22 protein-coding genes are annotated in these 21,825 nt (G+C 72.3%); 6 read left to right on the forward strand and 16 right to left on the reverse strand.

Annotation, left to right across the window (positions count from 1 at the left end):
* The first annotated feature begins 1 nt into the window (after position 1).
* Positions 2 to 1,585, forward strand: coding sequence for a M28 family peptidase (locus CFI00_RS21230; protein ID WP_207082940.1), 1,584 nt, complete (start codon positions 2 to 4; stop codon positions 1,583 to 1,585).
* Between the two features lie 212 nt (positions 1,586 to 1,797).
* Here the strand turns inward: CFI00_RS21230 and purL are convergent, their stop codons facing one another.
* Genes purL through CFI00_RS21245 form a run of 3 tightly spaced genes read right to left on the reverse strand, consistent with a single transcriptional unit; the run spans position 1,798 to position 5,702 of the window.
* Positions 1,798 to 4,110 carry a phosphoribosylformylglycinamidine synthase subunit PurL gene (gene purL, locus CFI00_RS21235; RefSeq protein ID WP_242532550.1) on the reverse strand — a complete coding sequence of 771 codons (2,313 nt, stop codon included), beginning with the start codon at positions 4,108 to 4,110 and terminating at the stop codon, positions 1,798 to 1,800.
* A 10-nt stretch (positions 4,111 to 4,120) separates the two neighbouring features.
* Positions 4,121 to 5,317 carry a hypothetical protein gene (locus tag CFI00_RS21240; RefSeq protein WP_207082942.1) on the reverse strand — a complete coding sequence of 399 codons (1,197 nt, stop codon included), beginning with the start codon at positions 5,315 to 5,317 and terminating at the stop codon, positions 4,121 to 4,123.
* A 1-nt stretch (position 5,318) separates the two neighbouring features.
* Positions 5,319 to 5,702: a hypothetical protein gene (locus CFI00_RS21245; protein WP_207082943.1), complete on the reverse strand. Its 384-nt coding sequence runs from the start codon at positions 5,700 to 5,702 to the stop codon at positions 5,319 to 5,321.
* A gap of 160 nt (positions 5,703 to 5,862) precedes the next feature.
* On the opposite strand from CFI00_RS21245, the gene CFI00_RS21250 reads away from it, so the two are divergent.
* The 3 genes from CFI00_RS21250 (at position 5,863) to CFI00_RS21260 (ending at position 8,784) form a co-directional block, all read left to right on the forward strand.
* Complete coding sequence (locus CFI00_RS21250; protein WP_207082944.1) at positions 5,863 to 6,933, forward strand: type VII secretion target; 1,071 nt, start codon at positions 5,863 to 5,865, stop codon at positions 6,931 to 6,933.
* A complete protein-coding gene (locus CFI00_RS21255) occupies positions 6,930 to 7,331 on the forward strand; it encodes a hypothetical protein (protein WP_207082945.1) in 402 nt (133 codons plus the stop codon). Before CFI00_RS21250 ends, CFI00_RS21255 begins: the two co-directional genes overlap by 4 nt.
* A gap of 100 nt (positions 7,332 to 7,431) precedes the next feature.
* A complete protein-coding gene (locus CFI00_RS21260; RefSeq protein ID WP_207082946.1) occupies positions 7,432 to 8,784 on the forward strand; it encodes a glycoside hydrolase domain-containing protein in 1,353 nt (450 codons plus the stop codon).
* Between the two features lie 6 nt (positions 8,785 to 8,790).
* Here CFI00_RS21260 and CFI00_RS21265 read toward each other — a convergent pair whose 3' ends face one another.
* From CFI00_RS21265 to purS, 3 genes are read right to left on the reverse strand one after another with little or no spacing between them, the layout of a single operon-like run.
* A complete protein-coding gene (locus CFI00_RS21265; RefSeq protein WP_207082947.1) occupies positions 8,791 to 9,237 on the reverse strand; it encodes a DUF3817 domain-containing protein in 447 nt (148 codons plus the stop codon).
* On the reverse strand, positions 9,234 to 9,902 hold the full coding sequence (gene purQ, locus CFI00_RS21270; RefSeq protein ID WP_207082948.1) for a phosphoribosylformylglycinamidine synthase subunit PurQ: 669 nt from the start codon (positions 9,900 to 9,902) through the stop codon (positions 9,234 to 9,236). Before purQ ends, CFI00_RS21265 begins: the two co-directional genes overlap by 4 nt.
* Positions 9,899 to 10,183: a phosphoribosylformylglycinamidine synthase subunit PurS gene (gene purS / locus CFI00_RS21275; RefSeq protein ID WP_207082949.1), complete on the reverse strand. Its 285-nt coding sequence runs from the start codon at positions 10,181 to 10,183 to the stop codon at positions 9,899 to 9,901. The genes purQ and purS overlap by 4 nt, the downstream gene beginning before the upstream one ends.
* A gap of 149 nt (positions 10,184 to 10,332) precedes the next feature.
* Between purS and CFI00_RS21280 the strand changes: the two genes are divergently transcribed.
* Positions 10,333 to 11,166 (forward strand): DUF72 domain-containing protein, encoded by an 834-nt coding sequence (locus CFI00_RS21280; RefSeq protein WP_242532551.1) that lies wholly within the window; start codon positions 10,333 to 10,335, stop codon positions 11,164 to 11,166.
* A gap of 395 nt (positions 11,167 to 11,561) precedes the next feature.
* On the opposite strand, the gene CFI00_RS21285 is transcribed toward CFI00_RS21280, so the two are convergent.
* The 6 genes from CFI00_RS21285 to CFI00_RS21310 all read right to left on the reverse strand — a co-directional run bounded on the left by CFI00_RS21285 (position 11,562) and on the right by CFI00_RS21310 (position 15,603).
* Positions 11,562 to 11,747, reverse strand: a complete 186-nt coding sequence (locus CFI00_RS21285; protein ID WP_242532552.1) for a hypothetical protein — start codon at positions 11,745 to 11,747, stop codon at positions 11,562 to 11,564.
* A complete protein-coding gene (locus CFI00_RS21290) occupies positions 11,747 to 13,312 on the reverse strand; it encodes a long-chain fatty acid--CoA ligase (RefSeq protein WP_207082951.1) in 1,566 nt (521 codons plus the stop codon). The genes CFI00_RS21285 and CFI00_RS21290 overlap by 1 nt, the downstream gene beginning before the upstream one ends.
* 32 nt (positions 13,313 to 13,344) lie before the next feature.
* On the reverse strand, positions 13,345 to 13,896 hold the full coding sequence (locus CFI00_RS21295; protein ID WP_277988386.1) for an SRPBCC family protein: 552 nt from the start codon (positions 13,894 to 13,896) through the stop codon (positions 13,345 to 13,347).
* Complete coding sequence (locus CFI00_RS21300; protein WP_207082953.1) at positions 13,785 to 14,678, reverse strand: phosphoribosylaminoimidazolesuccinocarboxamide synthase; 894 nt, start codon at positions 14,676 to 14,678, stop codon at positions 13,785 to 13,787. Before CFI00_RS21300 ends, CFI00_RS21295 begins: the two co-directional genes overlap by 112 nt.
* Before the next feature lie 20 nt (positions 14,679 to 14,698).
* Positions 14,699 to 15,247 carry an antibiotic biosynthesis monooxygenase gene (locus CFI00_RS21305; RefSeq protein ID WP_207082954.1) on the reverse strand — a complete coding sequence of 183 codons (549 nt, stop codon included), beginning with the start codon at positions 15,245 to 15,247 and terminating at the stop codon, positions 14,699 to 14,701.
* Positions 15,248 to 15,324: 77 nt separating this feature from the next.
* Positions 15,325 to 15,603 carry an acylphosphatase gene (locus CFI00_RS21310; protein ID WP_207082955.1) on the reverse strand — a complete coding sequence of 93 codons (279 nt, stop codon included), beginning with the start codon at positions 15,601 to 15,603 and terminating at the stop codon, positions 15,325 to 15,327.
* A 40-nt stretch (positions 15,604 to 15,643) separates the two neighbouring features.
* On the opposite strand from CFI00_RS21310, the gene CFI00_RS21315 reads away from it, so the two are divergent.
* Positions 15,644 to 17,095, forward strand: coding sequence for an MFS transporter (locus CFI00_RS21315; protein ID WP_242532553.1), 1,452 nt, complete (start codon positions 15,644 to 15,646; stop codon positions 17,093 to 17,095).
* Between the two features lie 123 nt (positions 17,096 to 17,218).
* Here the strand turns inward: CFI00_RS21315 and purB are convergent, their stop codons facing one another.
* Genes purB through CFI00_RS21335 form a run of 4 tightly spaced genes read right to left on the reverse strand, consistent with a single transcriptional unit; the run spans position 17,219 to position 21,727 of the window.
* Positions 17,219 to 18,637, reverse strand: a complete 1,419-nt coding sequence (purB, locus tag CFI00_RS21320) for an adenylosuccinate lyase (RefSeq protein ID WP_207082956.1) — start codon at positions 18,635 to 18,637, stop codon at positions 17,219 to 17,221.
* A gap of 3 nt (positions 18,638 to 18,640) precedes the next feature.
* Positions 18,641 to 19,186, reverse strand: a complete 546-nt coding sequence (locus CFI00_RS21325; protein ID WP_207082957.1) for a DUF402 domain-containing protein — start codon at positions 19,184 to 19,186, stop codon at positions 18,641 to 18,643.
* Positions 19,179 to 20,447 (reverse strand): phosphoribosylamine--glycine ligase, encoded by a 1,269-nt coding sequence (gene purD, locus CFI00_RS21330; RefSeq protein ID WP_207082958.1) that lies wholly within the window; start codon positions 20,445 to 20,447, stop codon positions 19,179 to 19,181. Before purD ends, CFI00_RS21325 begins: the two co-directional genes overlap by 8 nt.
* A complete protein-coding gene (locus CFI00_RS21335) occupies positions 20,444 to 21,727 on the reverse strand; it encodes an adenylosuccinate synthase (RefSeq protein WP_207082959.1) in 1,284 nt (427 codons plus the stop codon). The genes purD and CFI00_RS21335 overlap by 4 nt, the downstream gene beginning before the upstream one ends.
* Between the last annotated feature and the right edge of the window lie 98 nt (positions 21,728 to 21,825).

Consider the following 21,825-nt stretch of genomic DNA (forward strand, 5'->3'; position numbering starts at 1 on the left):
CATGCCCTCACTCAGCCCCAGGAGCACGCGGACGACCCGCACCGCGCTCCTCACGCTCGCCTCGGCTGCCGCGGTCGCGACCGCGACGCTCACGGCGCCCGCCGCGTCAGGCGACACCCAGGACGCCGTCGCTGCCTCGCAGAACCTCCGCGACGCAGTCACCAAGGAAGGCGTCTTCGAGCACCTCGAGGCGCTCCAGGAGATCTCGGACGCCAACGAGAAGACCCGCGCGTCCGGCACGCCGGGATACCGGGCGTCGCGCGACTACGTCGTCGGCAAGCTGCGGGCGGCCGGCTACACGCCGACCATCCAGGAGTTCGACTTCCCGTTCTACCGCCAGCTCGCCCCGTCGACCTTCACCCAGTCCGCGCCGACCGAACGCGCCTTCGTCGAGAACACCGACTACGCGCTGATGACCTACTCGGGCTCGGGCAGCGCCGACGCCCCGGTCCAGGCCGTCGACCTCAAGCTCAACGACCTCGCGGGCTCGACCAGCGGCTGCGAGGACGCCGACTTCGCCGGATTCGTCCCGGGCAACGTGGCGCTGGTCCGTCGCGGCGCGTGCGCCTTCGGGGTCAAGGTCGTCAACGCCCAGGAGGCGGGCGCCTCGGCGGTCATCGTGATGAACACCGGCACGGCCGGAGCCACCGCGGCCTTCGCCGGCACGCTCGGCGCTCCGGTCGGCACGGTCCCCTCGATCGGCACCAGCTTCGCCATCGGCCAGTCGCTCGCCTCGGGCGCGACCGTGCAGATCTCGGCCAGCACCGAGTCCGAGATCCGCCAGACCTGGAACGTGCACGCCGACTCCAAGACCGGCGACCGCGAGACGACGGTCCAGGCCGGCGCCCACCTCGACAGCGTGGTGGCCGGGTCCGGCAGCAACGACAACGGGTCCGGCTCCGCGGCCCTGCTGGAGGTGGCCGAGCAGATCGCCACGACCAAGACCGCGAACCGGATCCGCTTCTCCTGGTGGGGCGCCGAGGAGCTCGGCCTGCTCGGGTCGAACCACTACATCAACGACCTCGCCGCCAACAGCCCGTCCACGCTGCGCAAGATCGCGCTCTACCTCAACTTCGACATGATCGGCTCCCCCAACTACGGGCTGTTCGTCTACGACGGTGACAACTCGGCCTTCCCTGTCGGTCCCGGCGCTGCGCTGGGCCCGGCGGGCTCCGGCCAGATCGAGAAGCAGTTCCACGACTACTTCGCCTCGCAGGGCCTGCCCTCGGCCGAGACCCCGTTCAGCGGTCGCAGCGACTACGGCCCGTTCATCGCCAAGGGCATCCCTGCCGGTGGCCTCTTCACCGGCGCCGAGGGCGTCAAGACCGCCTCACAGGCCGAGCTCTTCGGCGGTGTCGCGGGAGTGGCCTACGACAGCTGCTACCACCAGGCCTGCGACGGGCTGACCAACAACAACCCGGAGGCGATCGACCACAACTCCGACGCCGTCGCGCACGCCGTGCTCACCTACGCCCAGGACCTGAGCTCGCTGACGGCCCCGGTCTCGGGGTCGGTCCACGGTGACGGCACCCCGAGCGGTGGCGGTCTCCACGAGGACCACGACCACGAGCTGCCCAGCAGCTGACGCTCCCCGGCACGAACGGCGAAGGGCCCCTGCGCTGGCGGGGGCCCTTCGTCGCGTCCGCGGGTCGCGGTCGGCGTACGGGCGGTGCGGCGTGCTCCTTCGGGATGCTCCTTCGGGATCCCCGGTCGGCCGGTGATCCCGGAGGTTGTCAGGCCTTGCAGAGCCTGAGCTTCGTGAGGGATCACCGGTCAGCCGGGGATCCCTCACGAAGCTCAGGAGCCGAGCACCGCCGGGAGGGTCGCCTGCCAGGCCGCCTTGACCTCGGCGACCGCGACGTCGAAGACGCCCTCGACGGAGATCGTGTCGCCGCCGGTGCGGCCGAGGGCCGCCAGGGGTACGCCGTGGCGCTCGGCGAGGGCGGTGAGCGCGTCGGCCTGGTCGTCGGTCACGGTCACCAGCACGCGGGCGGTGGACTCGGAGAACAGCGCGACGAACGGGTCGTCGCAGACGCCGGCCAGCGACACCGAGACGCCGATCCCCCGGCCGAAGGTCGACTCCGCCAGCGCCTGCGCCAGGCCGCCGTCGGAGAGGTCGTGGGCGCTGGTGAGCACGCCGTCGTGCGACGCGTCCTGCAGCAGCGAGGCCAGCGCCTGCTCGGCGGCGAGGTCGAGCCGGGGCGGGAGGCCACCGAGGTGGCCGTGCGCGACGTGGGCCCACTCCGACCCGGAGAGCTCCTCGCGCGTCTCGCCGAGGAGGAGCACCTGCTCGCCCGCGGCGGAGAAGCCGGTCGGCGTGCGACGCGTGACGTCCTCGATGACACCGAGCACCGCCACCACCGGGGTCGGCAGGATCGCGGTCTCGCCGGTCTGGTTGTAGAGGCTGACGTTGCCGCCGGTGACCGGGATCCCGAGCTCGAGGCAGGCGTCCTTCAGGCCGCGGCAGGCCTCGGCGAACTGCCACATCACGTCGGGGTCCTCGGGCGAGCCGAAGTTGAGGCAGTCCGACACCGCGAGGGGCCGCGCGCCGCCGGTGGCGACGTTGCGGAACGACTCGGCCAGCGCGAGCTGGGCGCCGGTGTAGGGGTCGAGCTTGGCGAAGCGGCCGTTGCAGTCGGTGGAGACCGAGACACCGAGGTTGGTCTCGGCGTCGACCCGGACCATGCCGGAGTCGGCCGGCTGCGCGAGCACGGTGTTGCCCTGGACGTAGCGGTCGTACTGGTCGGTGATCCAGGACTTGTCCGCCAGGTTCGGCGAGGCCACGAGCCGGAGCAGCGTGGACCGCAGCTCCTCGCCGGAGGCCGGCCGCGGCAGCGCCTCGGCGCCGTCGGCCTGGAGCGCGTCCTGCCAGGCGGGGCGGGCGAAGGGGCGGTGATAGGTCGGGCCGTCGTGCGCCACCGACCGCGGGGGTACGTCGACCACGCGCTCGCCGTGCCAGTCGATGTGGAGCCGGCCGGTGTCGGTGACCTCGCCGACCACGACGGCCTCGACGTCCCACTTCTCGCAGATCGTCATGAAGGCCTCGACGTCGCCGGGCTCGACGACCGCCATCATCCGCTCCTGCGACTCGCTCATGAGGATCTCCTCGGGAGCGAGGGTGGAGTCGCGCAGCGGCACCCTGTCGAGCTCGACGTGCATGCCGCCGTCGCCGGCCGAGGCCAGCTCGGACGTGGCGCAGGACAGCCCGGCGCCGCCGAGGTCCTGGATGCCCGCGATGACGCCGGCGGCGAAGAGCTCGAGGGTGCACTCGATGAGCAGCTTCTCCATGAAGGGGTCGCCGACCTGGACGCTCGGACGCTTGGCCGGGCCGCCCTCGTCGAAGGTCTCGCTGGCCAGCACCGAGACGCCGCCGATGCCGTCACCGCCGGTGCGGGCGCCGTAGAGCACGACCTGGTTGCCGGTGCCGGTGGCGTTGGCGAGGTGGAGGTCCTCGTGGCGGAGCACGCCCACGCAGAGCGCGTTGACGAGCGGGTTGCCCGCGTAGGTCTCGTCGAAGACCGCCTCGCCACCGATGTTGGGCAGGCCGAGGCAGTTGCCGTAGCCGCCGACGCCGGCCACGATCCCGGGCAGCACGCGGGCGGTGTCGGGGGCGTCGAGCGGGCCGAAGCGCAGCGGGTCCATCACCGCGACCGGGCGCGCGCCCATCGCGAGGATGTCGCGGACGATGCCGCCGACGCCGGTGGCCGCACCCTGGTAGGGCTCCACGAAGGACGGGTGGTTGTGGCTCTCGACCTTGAACGTCACGGCGTAGCCCTGGCCGATGTCGAGCACGCCGGCGTTCTCACCGATGCCGGCGAGCATCTTGCCGACCGGCGTCGTCTGCGGGATCTCGCCGAACTGCTTGAGGTGCACCTTGGTCGACTTGTAGGAGCAGTGCTCGCTCCACATCACGCTGTACATCGCGAGCTCCGAGCTCGTCGGCCGGCGCCCGAGGATCTCGCGGATCCGGGCGTACTCGTCAGCCTTCAGGCCGAGCTCGACCCACGGCTGGTCCCGCTCGGCATCGGCCGCGGCGATGGCGACCGTGTCGAGGGTGCCGGAGGCGCCAGAGGTGGTGGATGCGGACCGGTGGACGCTCGTCTCGGGCACGGCCCCCAATCTACCGCCGCTGCTCCCCGGGCTCCTCGCCGGGCGCATGGGGGACGACCGTGATCGCGGTGCCGGGGTCGCGCTCGGCCTCCCGCTCGGCCTCCCGCTGCGCCTTCCGGGCGGCCCGCTCGGCGCGCTTCTCCTCCAGCAGCGCGCGCTTGGCCTCCTTCTCCGCGTCCTTGTCGGCGTCCTGCGCCGCGCCCTGGCCGCCCCGGTCCGCCGGGTCACCGACCCGGGGCACGGCCCTGGCGCCCCTGGCTCCGTTGGCGCCCGCTCCGGCGGGGGCCGATCCGCGCGTGGCGCCGTCGTCGGGCCCCTCGAGCCGCGGAGTCGCCAGCCGGCGCGAGCCGGCCCGACCGCCCGCGACCTGGCGTGATGCGCTGCCGGCCCGGGCTCCCATCGCCCCCGCCGCCATCCCGCCGATCATGGGCGTGCCGCTGCTCGCGGCGCGCTTGCCCGCCCCGCGACGACCGAGGAGCGCACCGGCGGCCCCGGCGACCGGCGCGAGGCCGGTGGACGCGAGGCCGGTGAGGTCGGGGACGGACACCGAGACCGACGCGATCGGGGGAAGCGCCCCCACCCCGGTCTGGGCGGAGCCGGCGACCGAGGTCGAGGTCGAGGTCGAGGGCGCCACGAACGGCCCGACGCCGGGCTGCTGGCCGTCACCGCCCCAGCCGCCGGGGAACTCGCCACCGGCGAGCTCGGTGAGCCGGGAGCGTACGTCGACGAGCTCGGCACGTGCGGCCCGCAGCCGGGCGCTCTCCTGGTCGAGCGACAGCGTCAGCCGCCCGCGGATCTCCTCGGCCTGCAGGTGCCCGCGGTCGACCTTGCCGCGGTCGTCGTCCTCCGAGGGGTGGAAGACGAGGTGGCGCGACTCGCCCACGACCTCGTGGGGGATCACCGCGACAGTCGTCCAGGCCTGGTCGAGCTCCTTCTGCGAGGAGGTGATGATCGAGCTGATCGTGCGCAGCGACAGTGAGACCTGCCCGGCCAGGGCGGTGAACCGGTCGAGGTTGACCAGGACCTGCCGGCGGTGCTGCTCGTAGCTCTCCGCAGCCGCCGCGTCCCAGCCCTCCGTCGCACGACGAGCCGCCTCGACGATCTCGTCGCCGTGCCGCGACATCAGTTCCGCGATCCGGGTCCAGGTCTCGGCCGCCTCGTCGAGCGGCCGCACGTCGGCGCGCAGCTGCCAGGGGTGGGCGGGCACGTCAGCTCCCCCTCGGACCGCGGGGCGCGCCCTCGAAGCCGTCGAGCGCGACGTGGTGGGCCGCCCGCTCGAGCTCGGCCGCGACCGCGTCGTCGGCCCGGACCGCGTCCTGTGCCGCGTCGACCAGTCCCGCGACGCCGAGGCCGAGCGTCTGGACCAGCGCGGCCACGACCTCGCCCGCGTCGGCGAGCGAGTCGGCGTACGCCGTGGACACGGCGAGGGCGCCGGCTGCGTCGCCCAGCCCGTCGCAGGCGGTCGCGAGGTCCGGCAGCGCCGCGCTCCAGTCCTGGGCCATCGACCTCAGGACGCTCTCGGACGTGGTGGCGAGCTCGACCAGCCTGGTCGGCTCGACCTGCATCAGGAACCGCTTGCCGCTTCCGCTCACCTCAGCGGGATACCCGCGACCCCGTGGGCCAAACACGTCCGCGCGACGTCTGTGGGCAAACAACACTGTGGACGCGGTTTCGCCGCGGGGAGTTCGGGGAAGCAGGTCAGCACGGACCCCACCCCCGGGACCGCCTCAGGGAACGCCTCCAGGAGCCGCGATGAACGCCGTGATGACCGTCGACCTGTCCGAGCTCGACGCCTGGTCCGCACAGGTCCAGCGTGCGAGCGACGACCTCACCGGGATCGCCCGCAACGGCGGCCACAGCCTCGTGCAGACCGACTTCGGCCCGATCCTGGAGACGATGATGGGCGCGTACAACGCGCTGCTCCCGTCGGTGCACCAGTCGCTCGAGGACAACGGCACGGGCATGCGCGACCACGCCGAGGCCCTGCGCGCCACGGCCCGCGACTTCACGCTGACCGAGGACGGGGTCGTACGCCGCCACAACGCGCACGGCGTCGACGCCCGCGACGGGTCGAGCAGCTTCTTCGACGTCGCCGAGACCACGATCCGCCGCGCGGCACCGACCGAGACGAGCCTGCCGCAGATCAGCTTCGGCTTCCCCTACGACACCGTGTGCGACCTGGTGCGCATGCTGACCGGCTTCGACATCCGCGCCGAGCTCGCCGAGAAGATCGGCGGCGACGTGGTCGGCGCCTCGATGCAGGGGTCGTGCTTCGGCGGCCTCGGCACGTCGATGAAGGGCGTGGCGGCCAACCTGCAGAGCGGCGGCCAGACCATCTCGAAGACCTGGCAGGGCGGCGCCGCGGACGCCGCGATCGGGCAGATCGGCACGTGGGTCGCCTCGCTCGACACCCAGGCCGCGCAGCTCGTGCAGATGGGCCAGACCGTCGTCCAGATCTGCCGCGACGCCTGGCAGACCGCGCTGGCGGTCGTGCAGTGCGTGAGGTCGGCCGTGCAGACCGTCTCGGCGGCGCTCGCGACCATGAGCATCCCCGGCGTCGGCTGGGCCCGCGTCGTGCAGGCGGTCTTCCAGGCCTTCCAGGTCGTGATGAAGGCCTACCAGGCGATCATGAAGCTCATCAACGTCCTCCAGCAGGTCAAGGCCTTCATCGAGACGGTGAAGAACTTCTTCGACGGAGACCGGGCGCCGGTCTCCACGGCCACCGCGCCGACCCTCGCCGGAGCCCCCAGCAGCGTCACGCGCGACCCGCGCTCGGTCGCCACGCCCACCATCGGTCAGCGCCCCGTCGCCGTCACGGCATGAGCGAGGAGCTGCGCAGCCAGGCCGAGATCCTGGCCGCCATCGCCGGGGCGCGCGAGGACCTGACCACCGGTCTCGCCGACCTGCGCGCGACCGTGGACGAGCTCACCTCGCGTCCCCTGCTCACCGAGGAGGAGAAGCAGGCCCTCGAGGAGCAGGCCGAGTCGGGCGAGCTCGGTGAGGACATGCGCACGCTGGTCGGCAAGATCAAGGACGGCGAGGACACCTGGGAGCAGGTCTTCTCCGGCGAGTCCCCCCGCGGCTCGCTCCTGCAGGGCCACCTCACGCGGATGTTCGAGGAGCACAAGGAGGACATCGCGCTGGCCTTCGAGGAGCTGATCGAGGCCGAGGAGGCCAAGGGCAACTTCCTCTTCGACGAGGTGCCCACCAGCGATCACTGAGAACTACACCTCTGTAGTTCGGTCGTAACCCTGTGACAGGTGTGACTGGTGTGGTTCTCTGGCCTCCGCCACCACGCTCGCCCGACCCGCCGGAGCCACCATGCGTCGCCTGCCCCGTACGTTCCTCGCCGCCGCGACGCTCGTCCTCGCCGCACCCCTGGCGACCCTCGCGCCCGCCGGGGCCGCGGACCAGCCGGCCCCCCGCCTGGCCTCGCAGCGCCAGGTCGCGCTGGCCACTCCCGGTGACTTCACCGGCTACGGCTTCGACCAGTGCGTCGCGCCGACGCAGAAGGCGATGAACGCGTGGTGGAGGAAGTCCCCCTTCTCCGCCGTCGGCATCTACATCTCCGGAGACTCACGCGCCTGCCGCACCCAGCCCAACCTCAGCCCCACCTGGGTCGCCACCCAGGTCGCGCGCGGCTGGCGGCTGCTGCCCATCGCCCTGGGCCCCCAGGCCTCCTGCCAGCCGCGGTTCCCACGCTACGCCGACGACTTCCGGATCAGCGCCACCCCTACCGGCGGCTACGCCAAGGCGGCCCAGCAGGGCGCGGCCGAGGCCGACAAGAACGCCGCCGACGCGATGGCGTACGGCATCGGGGCGGGCAGCACGATCTGGTACGACCTCGAGGGCTTCGACCTCACCAACACCCACTGCCGCGAGTCGGCGCTCGTCTTCACCAGCGCCTGGGTGAGCCGGATCAAGGCGCTCGGCTACGTCGCCGGCTTCTACTCCAGCGCCAGCTCGGGCATCAAGATGCTCGACGACGCCCGCACGGAGCGGCCGGGCCAGTTCGCCCTGCCGGACCGCATCTGGATCGCGCGCTGGGACGGCGTCGCCAACACCTCGACGACCTACATCCCCGAGGACGGCTGGCGTCCCGGCGGCCGGATGAAGCAGTACCTCGGCGGCCACAACGAGACGTGGGGCGGCGTCACGATCAACATCGACAGCAACTTCATCGACCTCGGCGCCGGCTCCCAGCCCGTGCCCGAGGGCCGCTGCCCCGGCACCCGTCTGGGGTTCTGGAAGTACCCGACCCTCACCCCGTCGGCGGCCCAGCCGACGCGGGTCAAGGTGCTCCAGTGCCTGCTCACCGAGCAGGGCACCTACGCCGGGCCGGTCAACGGCTCCTACGACGCAGCGACCGTCGCGGCGGCGCGCGCCTGGCAGGCGAAGCGGAAGTTCACCCCCACCGACACCTTCGAGAAGCGGCACTGGACCGCCCTGCTCGCCGCCGGTGCGCGTACGACGGTCAAGCGCGGCTCGGTCGGCGAGTCGGTCCACCGCCTGCAGCGCGCGCTCAACGCCGCCGGGGCCGGACGCTTCCGGGCCAGCGGCGTCGTCGACGCCAAGACCGAGGCGGCCCTGCGGGCCTACCAGCGGCGCCTGCGCATCCCCGTCTCGGGCGTCGCGACCCGCCAGACCTGGAACAAGCTGCAGCAGGGTCGCTGAAACCGCTCAGGCGGGCGGGCCGAGGACCAGCGCCACGCCGGTGAGACCGGCGACTGCCACCAGACCGACGAGCAGGCCCTGCGCCGGGCGGCGCAGCAGCCACGCCGTGACCCGCTCGACCGGACCGGCCGGGTGCTCGCTCCGCAGCCGCCAGTGCTGGCCGAGGAGCCCCGTGCGCTCGGCGTACCTCTCGAAGGGGATCGTGGCGAACGGCGGCACCGCGGCCACCAGCCCCAGCGCCAGGCGACCCAGCGACCACCTCTGGTCGACCGCGACGAGCACGGCGGCCAGGCAGTAGGCGACGAAGACGACGCCGTGGACCATGCCGAAGACCTGGACGCCGAGCTCGGTGGTCTCGGTGACGTACTTCAGGAACATCCCCGTCAGCAGCAGCGCCCAGGTGACGGCCTCGGCGAAGGCGGCGGTGCGGAAGAGGCGGTGCGGGGTGCTCATGCGAAGGTGCGCTCGACGAGCGAGGTGAAGAACCCGAGCCCGTCGGTGCCGGGGCCGGTGAGGTCCTCGACCGCGTGCTCGGGGTGCGGCATCAGGCCGACGACGTTGCCGCGCTCGTTGGAGATGCCGGCGATGTCGCGCAGCGAGCCGTTGGGGTTGTCGTCGAGGTAGCGCGCCACGACGAGGCCCTCCCCCTCCAGCCGGTCGAGGGTGGGCTCGTCGGCGACGAAGCCGCCCTCGCCGTTCTTGAGCACGATCGTGACCTCGGCCCCGGCGGCGTACGCCGACGTCCACGGGGTGTCGACGCGCTCGATGCGCAGGCGCTGGTCACGGCACACGAACTTGCGGTGGTCGTTGCGGATGAGCGCACCGGGGAGCAGGTGGGACTCGCAGAGGATCTGGAAGCCGTTGCAGATGCCGAGGACGGGCAGGCCCGCGCCGGCGGCCTCGATGACCGAGGTCATCACCGGGGCGAAGCGGGAGATCGCACCGCAGCGGAGGTAGTCGCCGTAGGAGAAGCCGCCCGGCAGGACGACGGCGTCGACGCCCTTGAGGTCCTCGTCGCCGTGCCACAGCGTGACCGCCTCGTTGCCGCCGATGGAGACCGCGCGGCGCGCGTCGACGTCGTCGAGCGAGCCGGGGAAGGTGACGACGCCGACCTTCATGCGCGACCGGCCTCGTGCGCCACCTCGGACACGGAGTGGTCCTCGACGTGGACCTCGTAGTCCTCGATCACCGGGTTGGACAGCAGCGTCTCGGCGACCTTGTCGATCTCGGCGAGCACCGCGTCGGTGATCTCGCCGTCGACCTGGAGCTCGAACCGCTTGCCCTGGCGGACGTCGGTGACGAGATCGAAGCCGAGGCGCGGCAGCGCACCGAGCACCGCCTTGCCCTGGGGGTCGAGGATCTCGGGCTTGGGCATGACGTCGACGACGACTCGGGCCACGGGGTGCTCCTGGATGACAGCTGGGTGACAGATGGAGGCGGGCACTGCCGATTCTAGTGAGCCGCCGCGCGGACGCGCCGGGCGGGCATGACGGTGGACGGACGGGGGTACGCCCACGGCGGAGCCCGACGATGCGCGAGGAGGTCGCCATGGCGAGGATCGGCATCTCCGGCTGGCGGTACGCCGGCTGGCGCGGACAGTTCTACCCACCCGGGCTGCTGCAACGTCGCGAGCTGGCCCACGTGGCCGGGCTGCTCACGACCGTCGAGGTGAACGGGTCGTTCTACTCGCTCCAACGGCCGTCGAGCTGGCGGGCGTGGGCGGCTGAGGTGCCCGAGGACTTCGTCTTCGGGGTGGAGGGCCCGCGGTTCGTGACGCACATGAAGAAGCTGGTCGACGTCGAGGCGCCGCTCGGCACCTTCCTCGCCTCCGGCGTGCTGTCGCTGGGCGACCGGCTGGGCCCGCTCCTGTGGCAGCTGCCGCCGAACCTCGGCTTCCACCCCGACCGCCTCGCGGCGTTCTTCGACCTGCTGCCGCGCACCACCTCCGCCGCGTCGGCGTACGCCGCTGCGCACCACGACGCCTCGAAGCTCAAGGAGCCGGCCGACACCGCGGCGCCGGTCGACCGGCCGCTGCGGCACGTGCTCGAGGTGCGGCACCCGTCCTTCCGCACGCCAGAGTTCTGCGAGCTCCTGCGCGCGCACGGGATCGGGATGGTCGTGGCCGACTCCGCAGGCACCTGGCCGATGTTCGACGAGGTGACCAGCGACGTGGCCTACGTCAGGCTCCACGGCGACACCGCGCTCTACGCCAGCGGCTACTCCCCCGCCGCCCTCGACCGCTGGGCCGAGAAGGTGCGGGCCTGGGAGGCCGACGGGCTCGACGTGTTCGTCTACTTCGACAACGACGCCAAGGTGCACGCGCCCTTCGACGCGATGGCGCTGCAGGAGCGGCTGGGGATCCGGCCGCTGGGGAACGATTGAGTCGCCCGTCAGGCTCATGAACGACCCGACGGTTCCCCGAGCTCCCGTCTCTCGAGTGCTGCGTAGTGCTCCAGCATGATCTGCTCGCGCGCGGCCTCCTCCTCGTCCGGGACGACCAGCGCGTGCGCGGGCACGAAGGCACCGACCTGCCACCGACGCTCCCCGCCGGCACGTGCCAGCCACGGGCCACCTGCAACCAGGCGGGACCGCGCAGGACACCGGGCGTCGGGCCCGCACCGCCTTCGGCGCGACGGCGTACGGGTGCGACCAGCCCCGTCGGGGGCAGGCAGCAGGGATGCCAGTCGTTGTCCACACCGGTCTGATGCCCGGGCGTGCGGCTCTGACACCGGGTCGGCCCACCTGTGGATGACCAGGACGTCAGGTGACGGCGTACGTCACTCGCGCCGGCGCGCCGCCACGATGACTAGCGCCACGCCGAAGCCGGCGAGCACCGGGCCGAGGGTGGCCCAGATCGTCTGGTCGGTCATCGCGCTGCCCTCGATGTAGCCGAGGCCCTGGAAGGTCCAGATCGCGCCCATCACCACCATCAGCGCGCCCAGTGCGATCCCGAGGGCGCGCATCAGGTGAGCTCGCGCTTGAGGATCTTGCCCGTCGCGGTCATGGGCATCTGGTCGACGAACTGCACGATGCGCGGGTACTTGTAGGCCGCCATCTGCTCCTTGCCCCAGGCGACGAGCTCGTCCTCGGTGACCGTGGCGCCGTCCTTGCGGATCACGACGGCCTTGACCTCCTCGCCGTGGCTGTCGTGGGGCACGCCGATGACGGCAGCCAGCGACACGTCGGGGTGCGTCAGCAGGACCTCCTCGATCTCGCGCGGGTAGACGTTGAAGCCGCCGCGGATGATCATGTCCTTGGACCGGTCGACGATGTAGTACCAGCCATCGGCGTCCTTGCGTCCCAGATCACCGGAGCGGAACCAGCCGTCGACGATCGCCTCGGCGGTCGCGTCCGGGCGGCCGTAGTAGCCCTTCATGATGTTGGGGCCCTTGATCGCGATCTCGCCGACCGCGTCCTCGACGTCCTGGAGGTCCTCGCGGACGCCCGGCTCGGGGTTGATGAGCTTCATCTCGACACCCGTGATCGGCTTGCCGATCGAGCCGACGCGGGCCGGCTCGCCCCACACGGAGAAGCTGGCCACGGGAGAGGTCTCGGAGAGGCCGTAGCCCTCGAGGATGGTCACGCCGAAGCGGCGCTCGAACTCCTTGTGCACCTCGACCGGCAGCGCGGACCCGCCGGCGGCGGCGACGCGGAGGGTGTCGGCGAGCTTCTTGACGTCGACACCAGAGTCGTCGAGAGCGCCGAGCAGTCCCCAGTACATCGTCGGGACGCCCGCGAAGAAGGTGACGTCCTCCTTGTCCATCAGCGCCAGCGCGGGGCCGGCCTCGAAGCGCGGCAGCAGCACGACGGTGCCGCCGAAGGCGAAGCCGGCGTTCATGATCACCGTCTGGCCGAAGGAGTGGAAGAGCGGCAGCACGCACAGCAGCGTGTCGGGGTGGGCGGCGTCGGCACCGAAGATCGACGCGCCCGCGAGCGCGTTGGAGATCATGTTGCGGTGCATCAGCTCGGCGCCCTTGGGCTGGCCGGTGGTGCCCGAGGTGTAGAGGATGACGGCCGTGTCGTCCTCGCCGACCTCGCGGGTGTCAAAGGTCGGAGCCTGGCCCTGGAGGGCCTGGCCCAGCGTCTCGGTGCCCTCGACCGGGGACTCGGCGGACGGGTCGGCGGTGATCATGAAGAAGTGCTCGCAGCCCTCGGCCTGCTCGAAGCCCGCGTGGCCCTCGGCGCCGATCGCCAGGTCAGGCGTGCCCTGGAAGCAGAAGTAGGCCTGCGCGTCGCTGTCGTCGAGGTGGTAGGCCACCTCACGGCCCTTGAGCAGCACGTTGAGCGGCACGACGGTCGCCCCGGCCTTGAGGATGCCGTAGTAGACGATCGGGAAGTAGGGCAGGTTCGGGCAGCTCAGCGCCACCTTGTCGCCCGGCTCGATGCCGCGCGAGACCAGCAGGTTGGCCACCTGGTTGGCGGCGCCGTCCACCTGGGCGTAGGTGAGTCGCGTGTCGCCCAGCACGACCGCCGTACGGTCCGGGTGGGCCTGGGCAGAGCCTTCGAGCAGCGAGGAGAGGTTCGACATGCGGCCAACCTACTCAGCGGTCGTGACGGCCGTCACCCGTCGTCTCGCCTGCGGGCGATGATCCGTCCTGCCTTGCGCAGGTCGGCGGCGATCGCGGCCGACCCCAGCAGCCCGGCAGCGACTGCGGCGACCGCCCAGGGCCCGCGCCCCTCGACCGTGCCGTCCGCCTGCACCCGGCAGCCGCCGGTCACGTCGGTGAAGTGCAGCGAGAGCGTGGCGCTCACCCCGCGCCAGGTCCCGCGCTCGGTCCAGACCCGGAACGGCACGAGCTCGGTGGTCTCCATGTGGGGGCGTACGCCGACCGACGTGGTCTCGCGCCACGCCTGGCCGAGATGAGGCTCCTCGTCCGCGGGCACCTCGACCGAGCGCAGGGAAGACTGCCACTCCGGCCGGTTGCGCGGGTCGCAGAGGTAGCGGAAGGCCGCCTCCGCCGTCACCGGGAGCTCGACGGTGGCGGAGATCGCCCGGGTGCTCAGAACGACTCCCCGGTCAGCAGCTCGTACGCCTCGACGTACCTCGCCCGGGTCCGCTCGACGACCGCCTCGGGCAGGGGCGGCGGCGCCTCGCCCGACGAGCGGTCCCAGCCGGACTCGTTGGTGAGCCAGTCGCGCACGATCTGCTTGTCGTACGACTCTTGCGCGCGGCCCGGCTGCCAGTCGGCCGCCGGCCAGAAGCGCGAGCTGTCGGGGGTGAGGACCTCGTCGGCGAGGATCGTCGTCCCGTCCGGACGCCGGCCGAACTCCAGCTTGGTGTCGGCCAGGATGATGCCGCGCTCGAGCGCCTGGGCGTGCGCCCTGCCGTAGACCTCCATGGTCAGCATCCGCAGCTCCGCGGCCGCGTCGTCGCCGACGGTCTCGACCACGGACTCGTAGTCGACGTTCTCGTCGTGGTCGCCGAGCTCGGCCTTGGTCGCCGGGGTGAAGATCGGCTCCGGGAGCCGGCTGCCGTCCTGGAGCCCGGCGGGCAGCGCGATGCCGCAGACGGCGCCGGTGCGGTGGTAGTCGAGCAGGCCCGAGCCGGTGAGGTAGCCGCGTGCCACGCACTCGACCGGGAACATGTCGAGCTCCTCGCAGACCACCGCGCGCCCGGCGACGGAGGCGGGGACGTCGGTCGACACGACGTGGTTGCCGACGAGCCCGGCGAGCTGGTCGAACCACCACAGCGACATCCGCGTGAGGATCTCGCCCTTGTCGGGGATCGTGGAGTCGAGGACGAAGTCGTAGGCCGAGATGCGGTCGCTGGCGACCATGAGCAGCTTGCCTGCGTGCTCGCCGGCGTCGATGCGGTAGAGGTCGCGCACCTTTCCGGAGTGGACGTGGGTCGTGCCCACGATCGCAGGGGCTTCGGGGATCTTCAGGTCGGCCACGCGACCGAGACTAGCGCTGGTCAGCGGTGCAGCCACCCCGCCATCCGGCGCGTGATCCACGGCAGGAAGACGTAGGTCATCAGCGGGGTCATCACCGTGGTGACCAGGACGACGCGCGCCACCAGGGCCCAGTCGGCGATGGTCTGCGACGCCACGGCGTTGGCGGCCAGGCTCAGCGGGAGGAAGACCAGGTAGATGGCGATCATCTGCTTCCACCGCGGCGGCGCCGTCGGGGCGGCGCTCAGCAGCTCGGCCGACGCCGGCTCGTCGAACCACCCCTCGATGCCTGTACGCCGCTCACGGCGCGACTCCTCGACGTCGCCGGCAGCCGCCTCGAGCCACCACGCGCGCTGCGGGGAGGCCTCCCAGGCGGCCAGCGCCTCGGCGTCGGCGAAGCGGTAGAGCATGTGCCAGTCGGCCGAGTCCGTGCTCGGCCGGACCCAGCCCGAGCCGAGGAACCCGTCGAACTTCTCCGCCATCGACGTGCCCGCCTGCATCCAGGCGAGCATCTGGGTGGTGTGCGAGGGGTCGACGTGACGGGTGACGGACACGGTGACGGGCGCGCTCATGGGCTCCAGTGTCGGGCGCGGCGCGGCGCGGGGAGAAGCTGGCGACGACGAGATCCCGGCCACGTCGGACCTGACGGTCAGTAGCCGACCTCGAAGGAGGTCGCGCCCGACGGCGCCGCCTCGCGCACCGCCACGTCGCCGACCTTCGCCATCGACGGTCCGGTGCGGCACCACGCGACGAGCGCGTCGACGGCGTCGGCGTCGCCCTCGGCGTGCAGCAGCACCGAACCGTCCGGCTCGTTGCGGACCCAGCCGACCACGCCGAGCCGCTGCGCCTGTTCCTGCGCGGACCACCGGAACGACACGCCCTGCACCCGGCCGGTGACCCGCGCCTGCACTGCCTTCACGAGAGACATCCTGCCCCGACGCGTGGGGGCGGGTGCAAGGCTGGCGGCCGTGAGCCAGGACGAGCAGCAGCGCACCGCGCGCGACGGGACGGCCGGCGAGACGGCGTACGAGCCGGACCCGCGGCGCTGGCGGGTGCTCGCGGTGTCGCTCGTCGTCGGCTTCATGTCGCTGCTCGACGTCACGATCGTCAACGTCGCGGTCCCCTCGATCCGCGCCGGCCTCGACACCAGCGCCGCCACCATCCAGTGGGTGGTCTCGGGCTACGCGCTCGCCTTCGGCATGACGCTGGTCGCGGGCGGTCGCCTCGGCGACGCGCACGGCCGGCGCCGGATGATGACGATCGGGCTGCTCGGCTTCATCCTCTCCAGCCTCGCGGTCGGGCTGGCCCCCAACGCGGCGGCGATCGTCGTCGCCCGGCTCGTCCAGGGCGCCAGCGCGGGGCTGCTGACGCCCCAGAACTCCGGCCTGATCCAGCAGCTCTTCCGCGGGGAGGAGCGCGGACGCGCTTTCGGGATGTTCGGCTTCACGGTGGCCGTCGCCTCGGCCGCCGGCCCCCTGATCGGCGGGGCGCTGATCGCCCTGCTCGGGGAGGAGAACGGCTGGCGCTCGCTCTTCCTCATCAACGTCCCGATCGGCCTGGTGGCCCTGGTGCTGATCCGCCGCCTCGTGCCCGACAACGACGCCGGCGCCGCGGCCGAGAAGGACCCGCGCGTGGACCTCGTGGGCGCACTGCTGCTGGGGCTCGCGGTGCTGTCGGTCCTCTACCCGCTGATCAGCCTCGAGGGCGGTGCCAGCCTGCCGCTGCTGGGGCTGCTCGCCTTCCCGGTGCTGGCGTGGGCGTTCGTGCGGTGGGAGCGCGAGGCCGTACGCCGGGAGCGACCGCCGCTGCTCGACGTCTCGCTGCTGCGCGGACTGCCGGGCTACGCCAACGGGCTGCTGGTCGGCACCCTCTACTTCACCGGCTTCACCGGGATCTTCCTCGTGCTGTCGGTGCACCTGCAGGAGGGCGAGGGCTTCTCCCCGCTCGGCGCGGCGCTGCTGATGACGCCGTTCGCGGTGGGCGCGGCGACCACCTCACCGCTGGCGGGCAGGCTCGTGGGTCGGATCGGGCGCCGCGTCACGCTGGTCGCGCTCGGCGTGATGGTGACGGGCACCGCCCTCGCCGCCCTGCTCGTCACCCAGCCGACCGACCGGCTGTGGTGGACGCTCGCGCCGGCGATGTTCCTCGCCGGTGTCGGGGGCGGCGGCGTGATCTCCCCCAACTTCACCCTCACCCTCGCCGAGGTCCCGCCGCGGATGGGCGGCGCCGCCGGCGGCGCGCTGCAGACCGGCCAGCGGATCGGGTCCGCGCTCGGCGCGGCGCTGCTGATGACGGTCTACCTCGCGGTCGACGCCGTCGCGTCCGCACCGGTGGCCGCCCGCTCGGCGCTCCTCGCGGCGCTCGTGGTGCTGTCCGCGGCCTTCGCCGCCGCCGTACGGTCCTGGCGGCGCGGGGACTGAGGGTGGTCGCCGCCGCCGCTGTTCGGGATCCCCGGCTGACCGGGGATCCCCGAGGTTGTCAGGGCATGCACGACCTGACAACCCGCAGGAGAGCCTGACAACCTCGGCTGGGCGGGTCGGCAGTCAGAGGATGGCGCCCGGCACGTACGCCGCTGCGCCGGGGTGGCGTGCCGCGAGCGCCTCGACCCGGGCGACGACCGCACGGGTCTGGGCCACGGCAGCCCCGGTGAACTCGATCGGGTCGGCGACGAGCGCCTCGATCTGCTCGCGGGTCAGCCCCAGCCGCTCGTCGGCGGCGAGCTTGGCGAACACGTCGTTGTCGGCCTGCCCCGCGCGCATCGCCAGCGCCGTGCCGACGGCCGCCTCCTTGATCGCCTCGTGGGCGGCCTCGCGGCCGACCCCGTTGCGGACCGCGGCCATCAGCACCTTGGTCGTGGTGAGGAAGGGCAGGTAACGGTCCAGCTCGCGCTGGATCACGGCCGGGAAGGCGCCGAACTCGTCGAGCACGGTGAGGAAGGTCTGGAAGAGCCCGTCGGTGGCGAAGAAGGCGTCGGGCAGCGCGACGCGGCGCACGACCGAGCAGGAGACGTCGCCCTCGTTCCACTGGTCACCGGCGAGCTCGCTGACCATCGACAGGTGGCCGCGCAGGATCACCGCGAGGCCGTTGACCCGCTCGCACGAGCGGGTGTTCATCTTGTGGGGCATCGCCGACGAGCCGACCTGGCCCTCCTTGAAGCCCTCGGTGACCAGCTCGTGGCCGGCCATCAGCCGCACGGTGGTCGCGAGGTTGGACGGACCGCTGACGAGCTGCACCAGCGCGGCGACGACGTCGAAGTCGAGCGATCGCGGGTAGACCTGGCCGACACTGGTCAGCGTCTGCTCGAAGCCCAGGTGCGCGGCGACCCGCTGCTCGAGGTCGTCGAGCTTGTCGGCGTCGCCGTCGAGCAGGTCGAGCATGTCCTGCGAGGTGCCCATCGGGCCCTTGATGCCGCGCAGGGGGTAGCGCGCGAGCAGCTCCTCGATCCGCTGCACGCCGATGAGCATCTCGTCGGCGACGCTCGCGAAGCGCTTGCCGAGCGTGGTGGCCTGCGCGGCGACGTTGTGCGAGCGCCCCGCCATGACGGTGGCCTCGTGCTCGGCGGCGAGCCGGCCGAGGCGGACCAGCGCGGCCACGGCGCGGTCGCGCACCACCTCGAGCGAGCGGCGCACCTGCAGCTGCTCGACGTTCTCGGTGAGGTCGCGCGACGTCATGCCCTTGTGGATGTGCTCGTGCCCCGCCAGCGCGGAGAACTCCTCGATGCGGGCCTTCACGTCGTGACGGGTGATCCGCTCGCGCGCGGCGATGGAGTCGAGGTCGACCTTGTCGACGACCGACTCGTAGGCCTCGACCACACCGTCGGGCACGTCGATGCCGAGGTCGCGCTGGGCCTTCAGCACCGCGATCCAGAGCTGCCGCTCGAGGACGATCTTGTGCTCGGGCGACCAGATCTCGGCGAGGTCGGCTCCGGCGTAGCGGGTGGCCAGGACGTTGGGGACGCTCACGGCTCAGATCATCCCACCCTGCGGCGTCCAGCCGTCCCACGGTGCCCACCAGCGCTCGTCCCGGTCGAGCAGGCCGGCGACGACGTCGGCCTCGGCGAGGACCGCGAGCAGCTCGTCCCGGGTGATCCGCCCGGACGCCAGGGAGGGGGCGAGGTCCTGCACGTCCTTCCACTGCCAGCTGCCGTCGGGCGCGATGACGATGTCGAGCTGGAGGTCGTTGACCTCGATGCCGTCGTCGGTGCGCACCACGGGCGTCTCGAAGTTGACGTACCAGCCGACGAAGGCGCCGTCGGGGTCGAAGAACCGCCACACCGAGTACCAGTCGCCCTCGCGCCGCATCTTCAGCACCGTGGTGCCCTGCCACGCGTCGAGGTGCCTCCACGGGTGCGGGACGGGGTGCTCGGGGAACGACATCGGGGTGCCGTCGGCCTGGACGGTCACCAGGATCCCGTCGTCGCTGACCACCCGCTCGTCCCACGACGCCCACTCCGCGCCGTGCAGCACCTCGCGGACCCGGAGCGCGGAGCCGGCGGCGTACGGCTCAGCCACGGGACGCAGCACCCTCGACGACACCGAGCGGCTCCGCAGCGATGTCGCGGCGCCACTGGGCGCCCGGGAAGCTGATCGAGGAGATGCCTTCGTACGCCTTCGCGCGGGCGTCGGCGACGTCCGAGCCGGTCGCGCGCACCGCGAGCACCCGGCCGCCGGCGGTCACCAGCCCGGCGTCGGTGCGTGCCGTGCCGGCGTGGATCACGTCGACGTCGGTCTCGACGGCCAGGGTCTCGGTGCCGACGATCACGTCGCCGGTGCTCGAGCCCTCGGGGTAGCCCGCGCTGGCCATGACGACCGACACCGCGGCGCCGTCGGCGAAGGTCGGCGCGGGCGCCGTCGACAGGTCGCCGTCGGCCGCAGCGCGCAGCAGCGTCCCGAACGGCGAGGTCAGCAGCGCGAGCACGGGCTGGATGTCGGGGTCGCCGAAGCGGCAGTTGAACTCGATGACCTTCGGACCCGAGCCGGTCAGCGCGAGCCCGACGTAGAGGCAACCCACGAAGGGGGCGCCGCGCTGCTGCATCTCGGCGAGCGTCGGCGCGACGACCTCGGCCATCACGGTGTCGACGATGCCCTCGGGCAGCCACGCCAGCGGGGCGTAGGACCCCATGCCGCCCGTGTTGGGGCCCCGGCCGCCGTCGAAGATGCGCTTGAAGTCCTGCGCCGGAAGCAGCGGGCGGCCGACGGTGCCGTCGCAGACGACGAAGAGCGAGAACTCGGGACCGTCGAGGAACTCCTCGACCACGACTCGCTCGCAGCCGGCCGCGTGGGCGAGCGCCTCGGCGCGGTCGGCGGTGACCGCCACGCCCTTGCCCGCAGCGAGCGCGTCGTCCTTCACGACGTACGGCGCACCGAAGGCGTCCAGCGCCGCGGCGACCTCCTCGGCCGTGGTGCACGTGCGCGAGCCCGCGGTCGGCACGCCCGCGGTCGCCATGACCTCCTTGGAGAAGGTCTTCGACCCCTCCAGCAGGGCCGCGGCGCGGGACGGACCGAAGACGGCGATGCCGGCGCCGCGTACGTCGTCGGCGACGCCCGCGACCAGCGGGGCCTCCGGGCCGACGACCACCAGGTCAGCGCCGATCGACGTCGCGAGCGAGGCGACGGCGGCGCCGTCCATCAGGTCGACCGGGTGGAGCGTGGCGACCTCGCCGATGCCCGGGTTGCCGGGCGCCGCGTGCACCTCGGTCACCGCCGGGTCGTGCGACAGGGCCAGGGCCAGGGCGTGCTCGCGTCCGCCGGTGCCGACGACGAGGACCCTCACCCGTGCACCACCACGGTCTGCTCCCGACCGGGGCCGACGCCGACGCCCCAGATCTTCGCGCCGGAGATCTCCTCGAGCGCCCGGACATAGGCCTGCGCGTTGGCAGGGAGGTCCTCGAAGCTGCGGCACCCGGAGATGTCGCTCTTCCAGCCGTCGAAGTACTCGTAGACCGGCTTCGCGTGGTGGAACTCGGTCTGCGTCATCGGCATCTCGTCGACCCGCCGGCCGTCGATCTCGTAGGCCACGCAGACCGGGATCCGGTCCCAGGCGCCGAGGATGTCGAGCTTGGTCAGGAAGAACTCGGTGAGGCCGTTGACCCGGCTGGCGTAGCGCGCGACGACCGCGTCGTACCAGCCGCACCGGCGGGTGCGCCCGGTCGAGACGCCGATCTCGCCGCCGAGCTTCTGGAGCTGGACGCCGTCCTCGTCGAAGAGCTCGGTCGGGAAGGGACCGGCCCCCACCCGCGTCGTGTAGGCCTTGATGACCCCGATGACGCGGTCGATGCGGGTCGGCCCGACGCCCGCGCCGACGCAGACGCCACCCGCGACGGGGTTGGAGGACGTGACGAACGGATAGGTGCCGTGGTCGACGTCGAGCATGGTGGCCTGGGCGCCCTCGAAGAGCACCGTCTGGCCGGCGTCGAGCGCCTGGTTGAGCAGGAGCGAGGTGTCGCACACCATCGGCTGCAGCCGCTCGGCGTAGGACAGCAGCTCCTCGACGACGACGTCGACCTCGATGGCGCGACGGTTGTAGACCTTCGTCAGCAGGTGGTTGCGCACGTCGAGTGCGGCCTCCACCTTCTGGGTCAGGATCTTCTCGTCGAAGAGGTCCGCGATGCGTACGCCGACCCGGTTGATCTTGTCGGCGTAGGCGGGACCGATGCCGCGCCCGGTGGTGCCGATCTGGTTCTTGCCGAGGAAGCGCTCGGTCACCTTGTCGATCGTCGCGTGGTAGCTGGCGATGACGTGGGCGTTGGCGCTCACCTTGAGGTCGGCGACCTCCACACCGCGTGCGACGAGGCCGTCGAGCTCGCGGAACAGCGCCTCCGGCGAGACGACCACGCCACCGGCGATCACCGAGGTGGCTCCCGGCGTCAGGATGCCGCTGGGCAGCAGGTGGGTGGCGTACTTCTCACCGTTGATCACGATGGTGTGGCCGGCGTTGTGGCCGCCGCTGGTGCGGACCACGAAGTCGATCGGGTCGGTGGTGGCGAGCAGGTCGGTGGCCTTGCCCTTGCCCTCGTCGCCCCACTGGGCGCCGAGCACGACGATTGCGGGCATCTCAGCCCTCCTCTGTCTTCGGCAGAAATGAGAACAGCCCCGGCACAAGGCATCGGGGCTCTTGCGGAGCCACGCTATCGCACCGTGGACTAGTGTCC

Origin of the sequence: Nocardioides sp. S5 (assembly GCF_017310035.1) — a bacterium.
Classification (GTDB): Bacteria; Actinomycetota; Actinomycetes; order Propionibacteriales; family Nocardioidaceae; genus Nocardioides.

Bases quoted from the DNA above. Each gene is read 5' to 3' on its own strand.
- CFI00_RS21310 (WP_207082955.1), bottom strand. From the start codon at position 15,603: ATGTCTCTCGTGAAGGCAGTGCAGGCGCGGGTCACCGGCCGGGTGCAG.
- CFI00_RS21280 (WP_242532551.1), top strand. From the start codon at position 10,333: ATGGCGAGGATCGGCATCTCCGGCTGGCGGTACGCCGGCTGGCGCGGA.
- CFI00_RS21255 (WP_207082945.1), top strand. From the start codon at position 6,930: ATGAGCGAGGAGCTGCGCAGCCAGGCCGAGATCCTGGCCGCCATCGCC.
- CFI00_RS21305 (WP_207082954.1), bottom strand. From the start codon at position 15,247: ATGAGCGCGCCCGTCACCGTGTCCGTCACCCGTCACGTCGACCCCTCG.
- CFI00_RS21290 (WP_207082951.1), bottom strand. From the start codon at position 13,312: ATGTCGAACCTCTCCTCGCTGCTCGAAGGCTCTGCCCAGGCCCACCCG.
- CFI00_RS21250 (WP_207082944.1), top strand. From the start codon at position 5,863: ATGAACGCCGTGATGACCGTCGACCTGTCCGAGCTCGACGCCTGGTCC.
- CFI00_RS21285 (WP_242532552.1), bottom strand. From the start codon at position 11,747: ATGCGCGCCCTCGGGATCGCACTGGGCGCGCTGATGGTGGTGATGGGC.
- CFI00_RS21260 (WP_207082946.1), top strand. From the start codon at position 7,432: ATGCGTCGCCTGCCCCGTACGTTCCTCGCCGCCGCGACGCTCGTCCTC.
- CFI00_RS21265 (WP_207082947.1), bottom strand. From the start codon at position 9,237: ATGAGCACCCCGCACCGCCTCTTCCGCACCGCCGCCTTCGCCGAGGCC.
- CFI00_RS21335 (WP_207082959.1), bottom strand. From the start codon at position 21,727: ATGCCCGCAATCGTCGTGCTCGGCGCCCAGTGGGGCGACGAGGGCAAG.
- CFI00_RS21230 (WP_207082940.1), top strand. From the start codon at position 2: ATGCCCTCACTCAGCCCCAGGAGCACGCGGACGACCCGCACCGCGCTC.
- purQ (WP_207082948.1), bottom strand. From the start codon at position 9,902: ATGAAGGTCGGCGTCGTCACCTTCCCCGGCTCGCTCGACGACGTCGAC.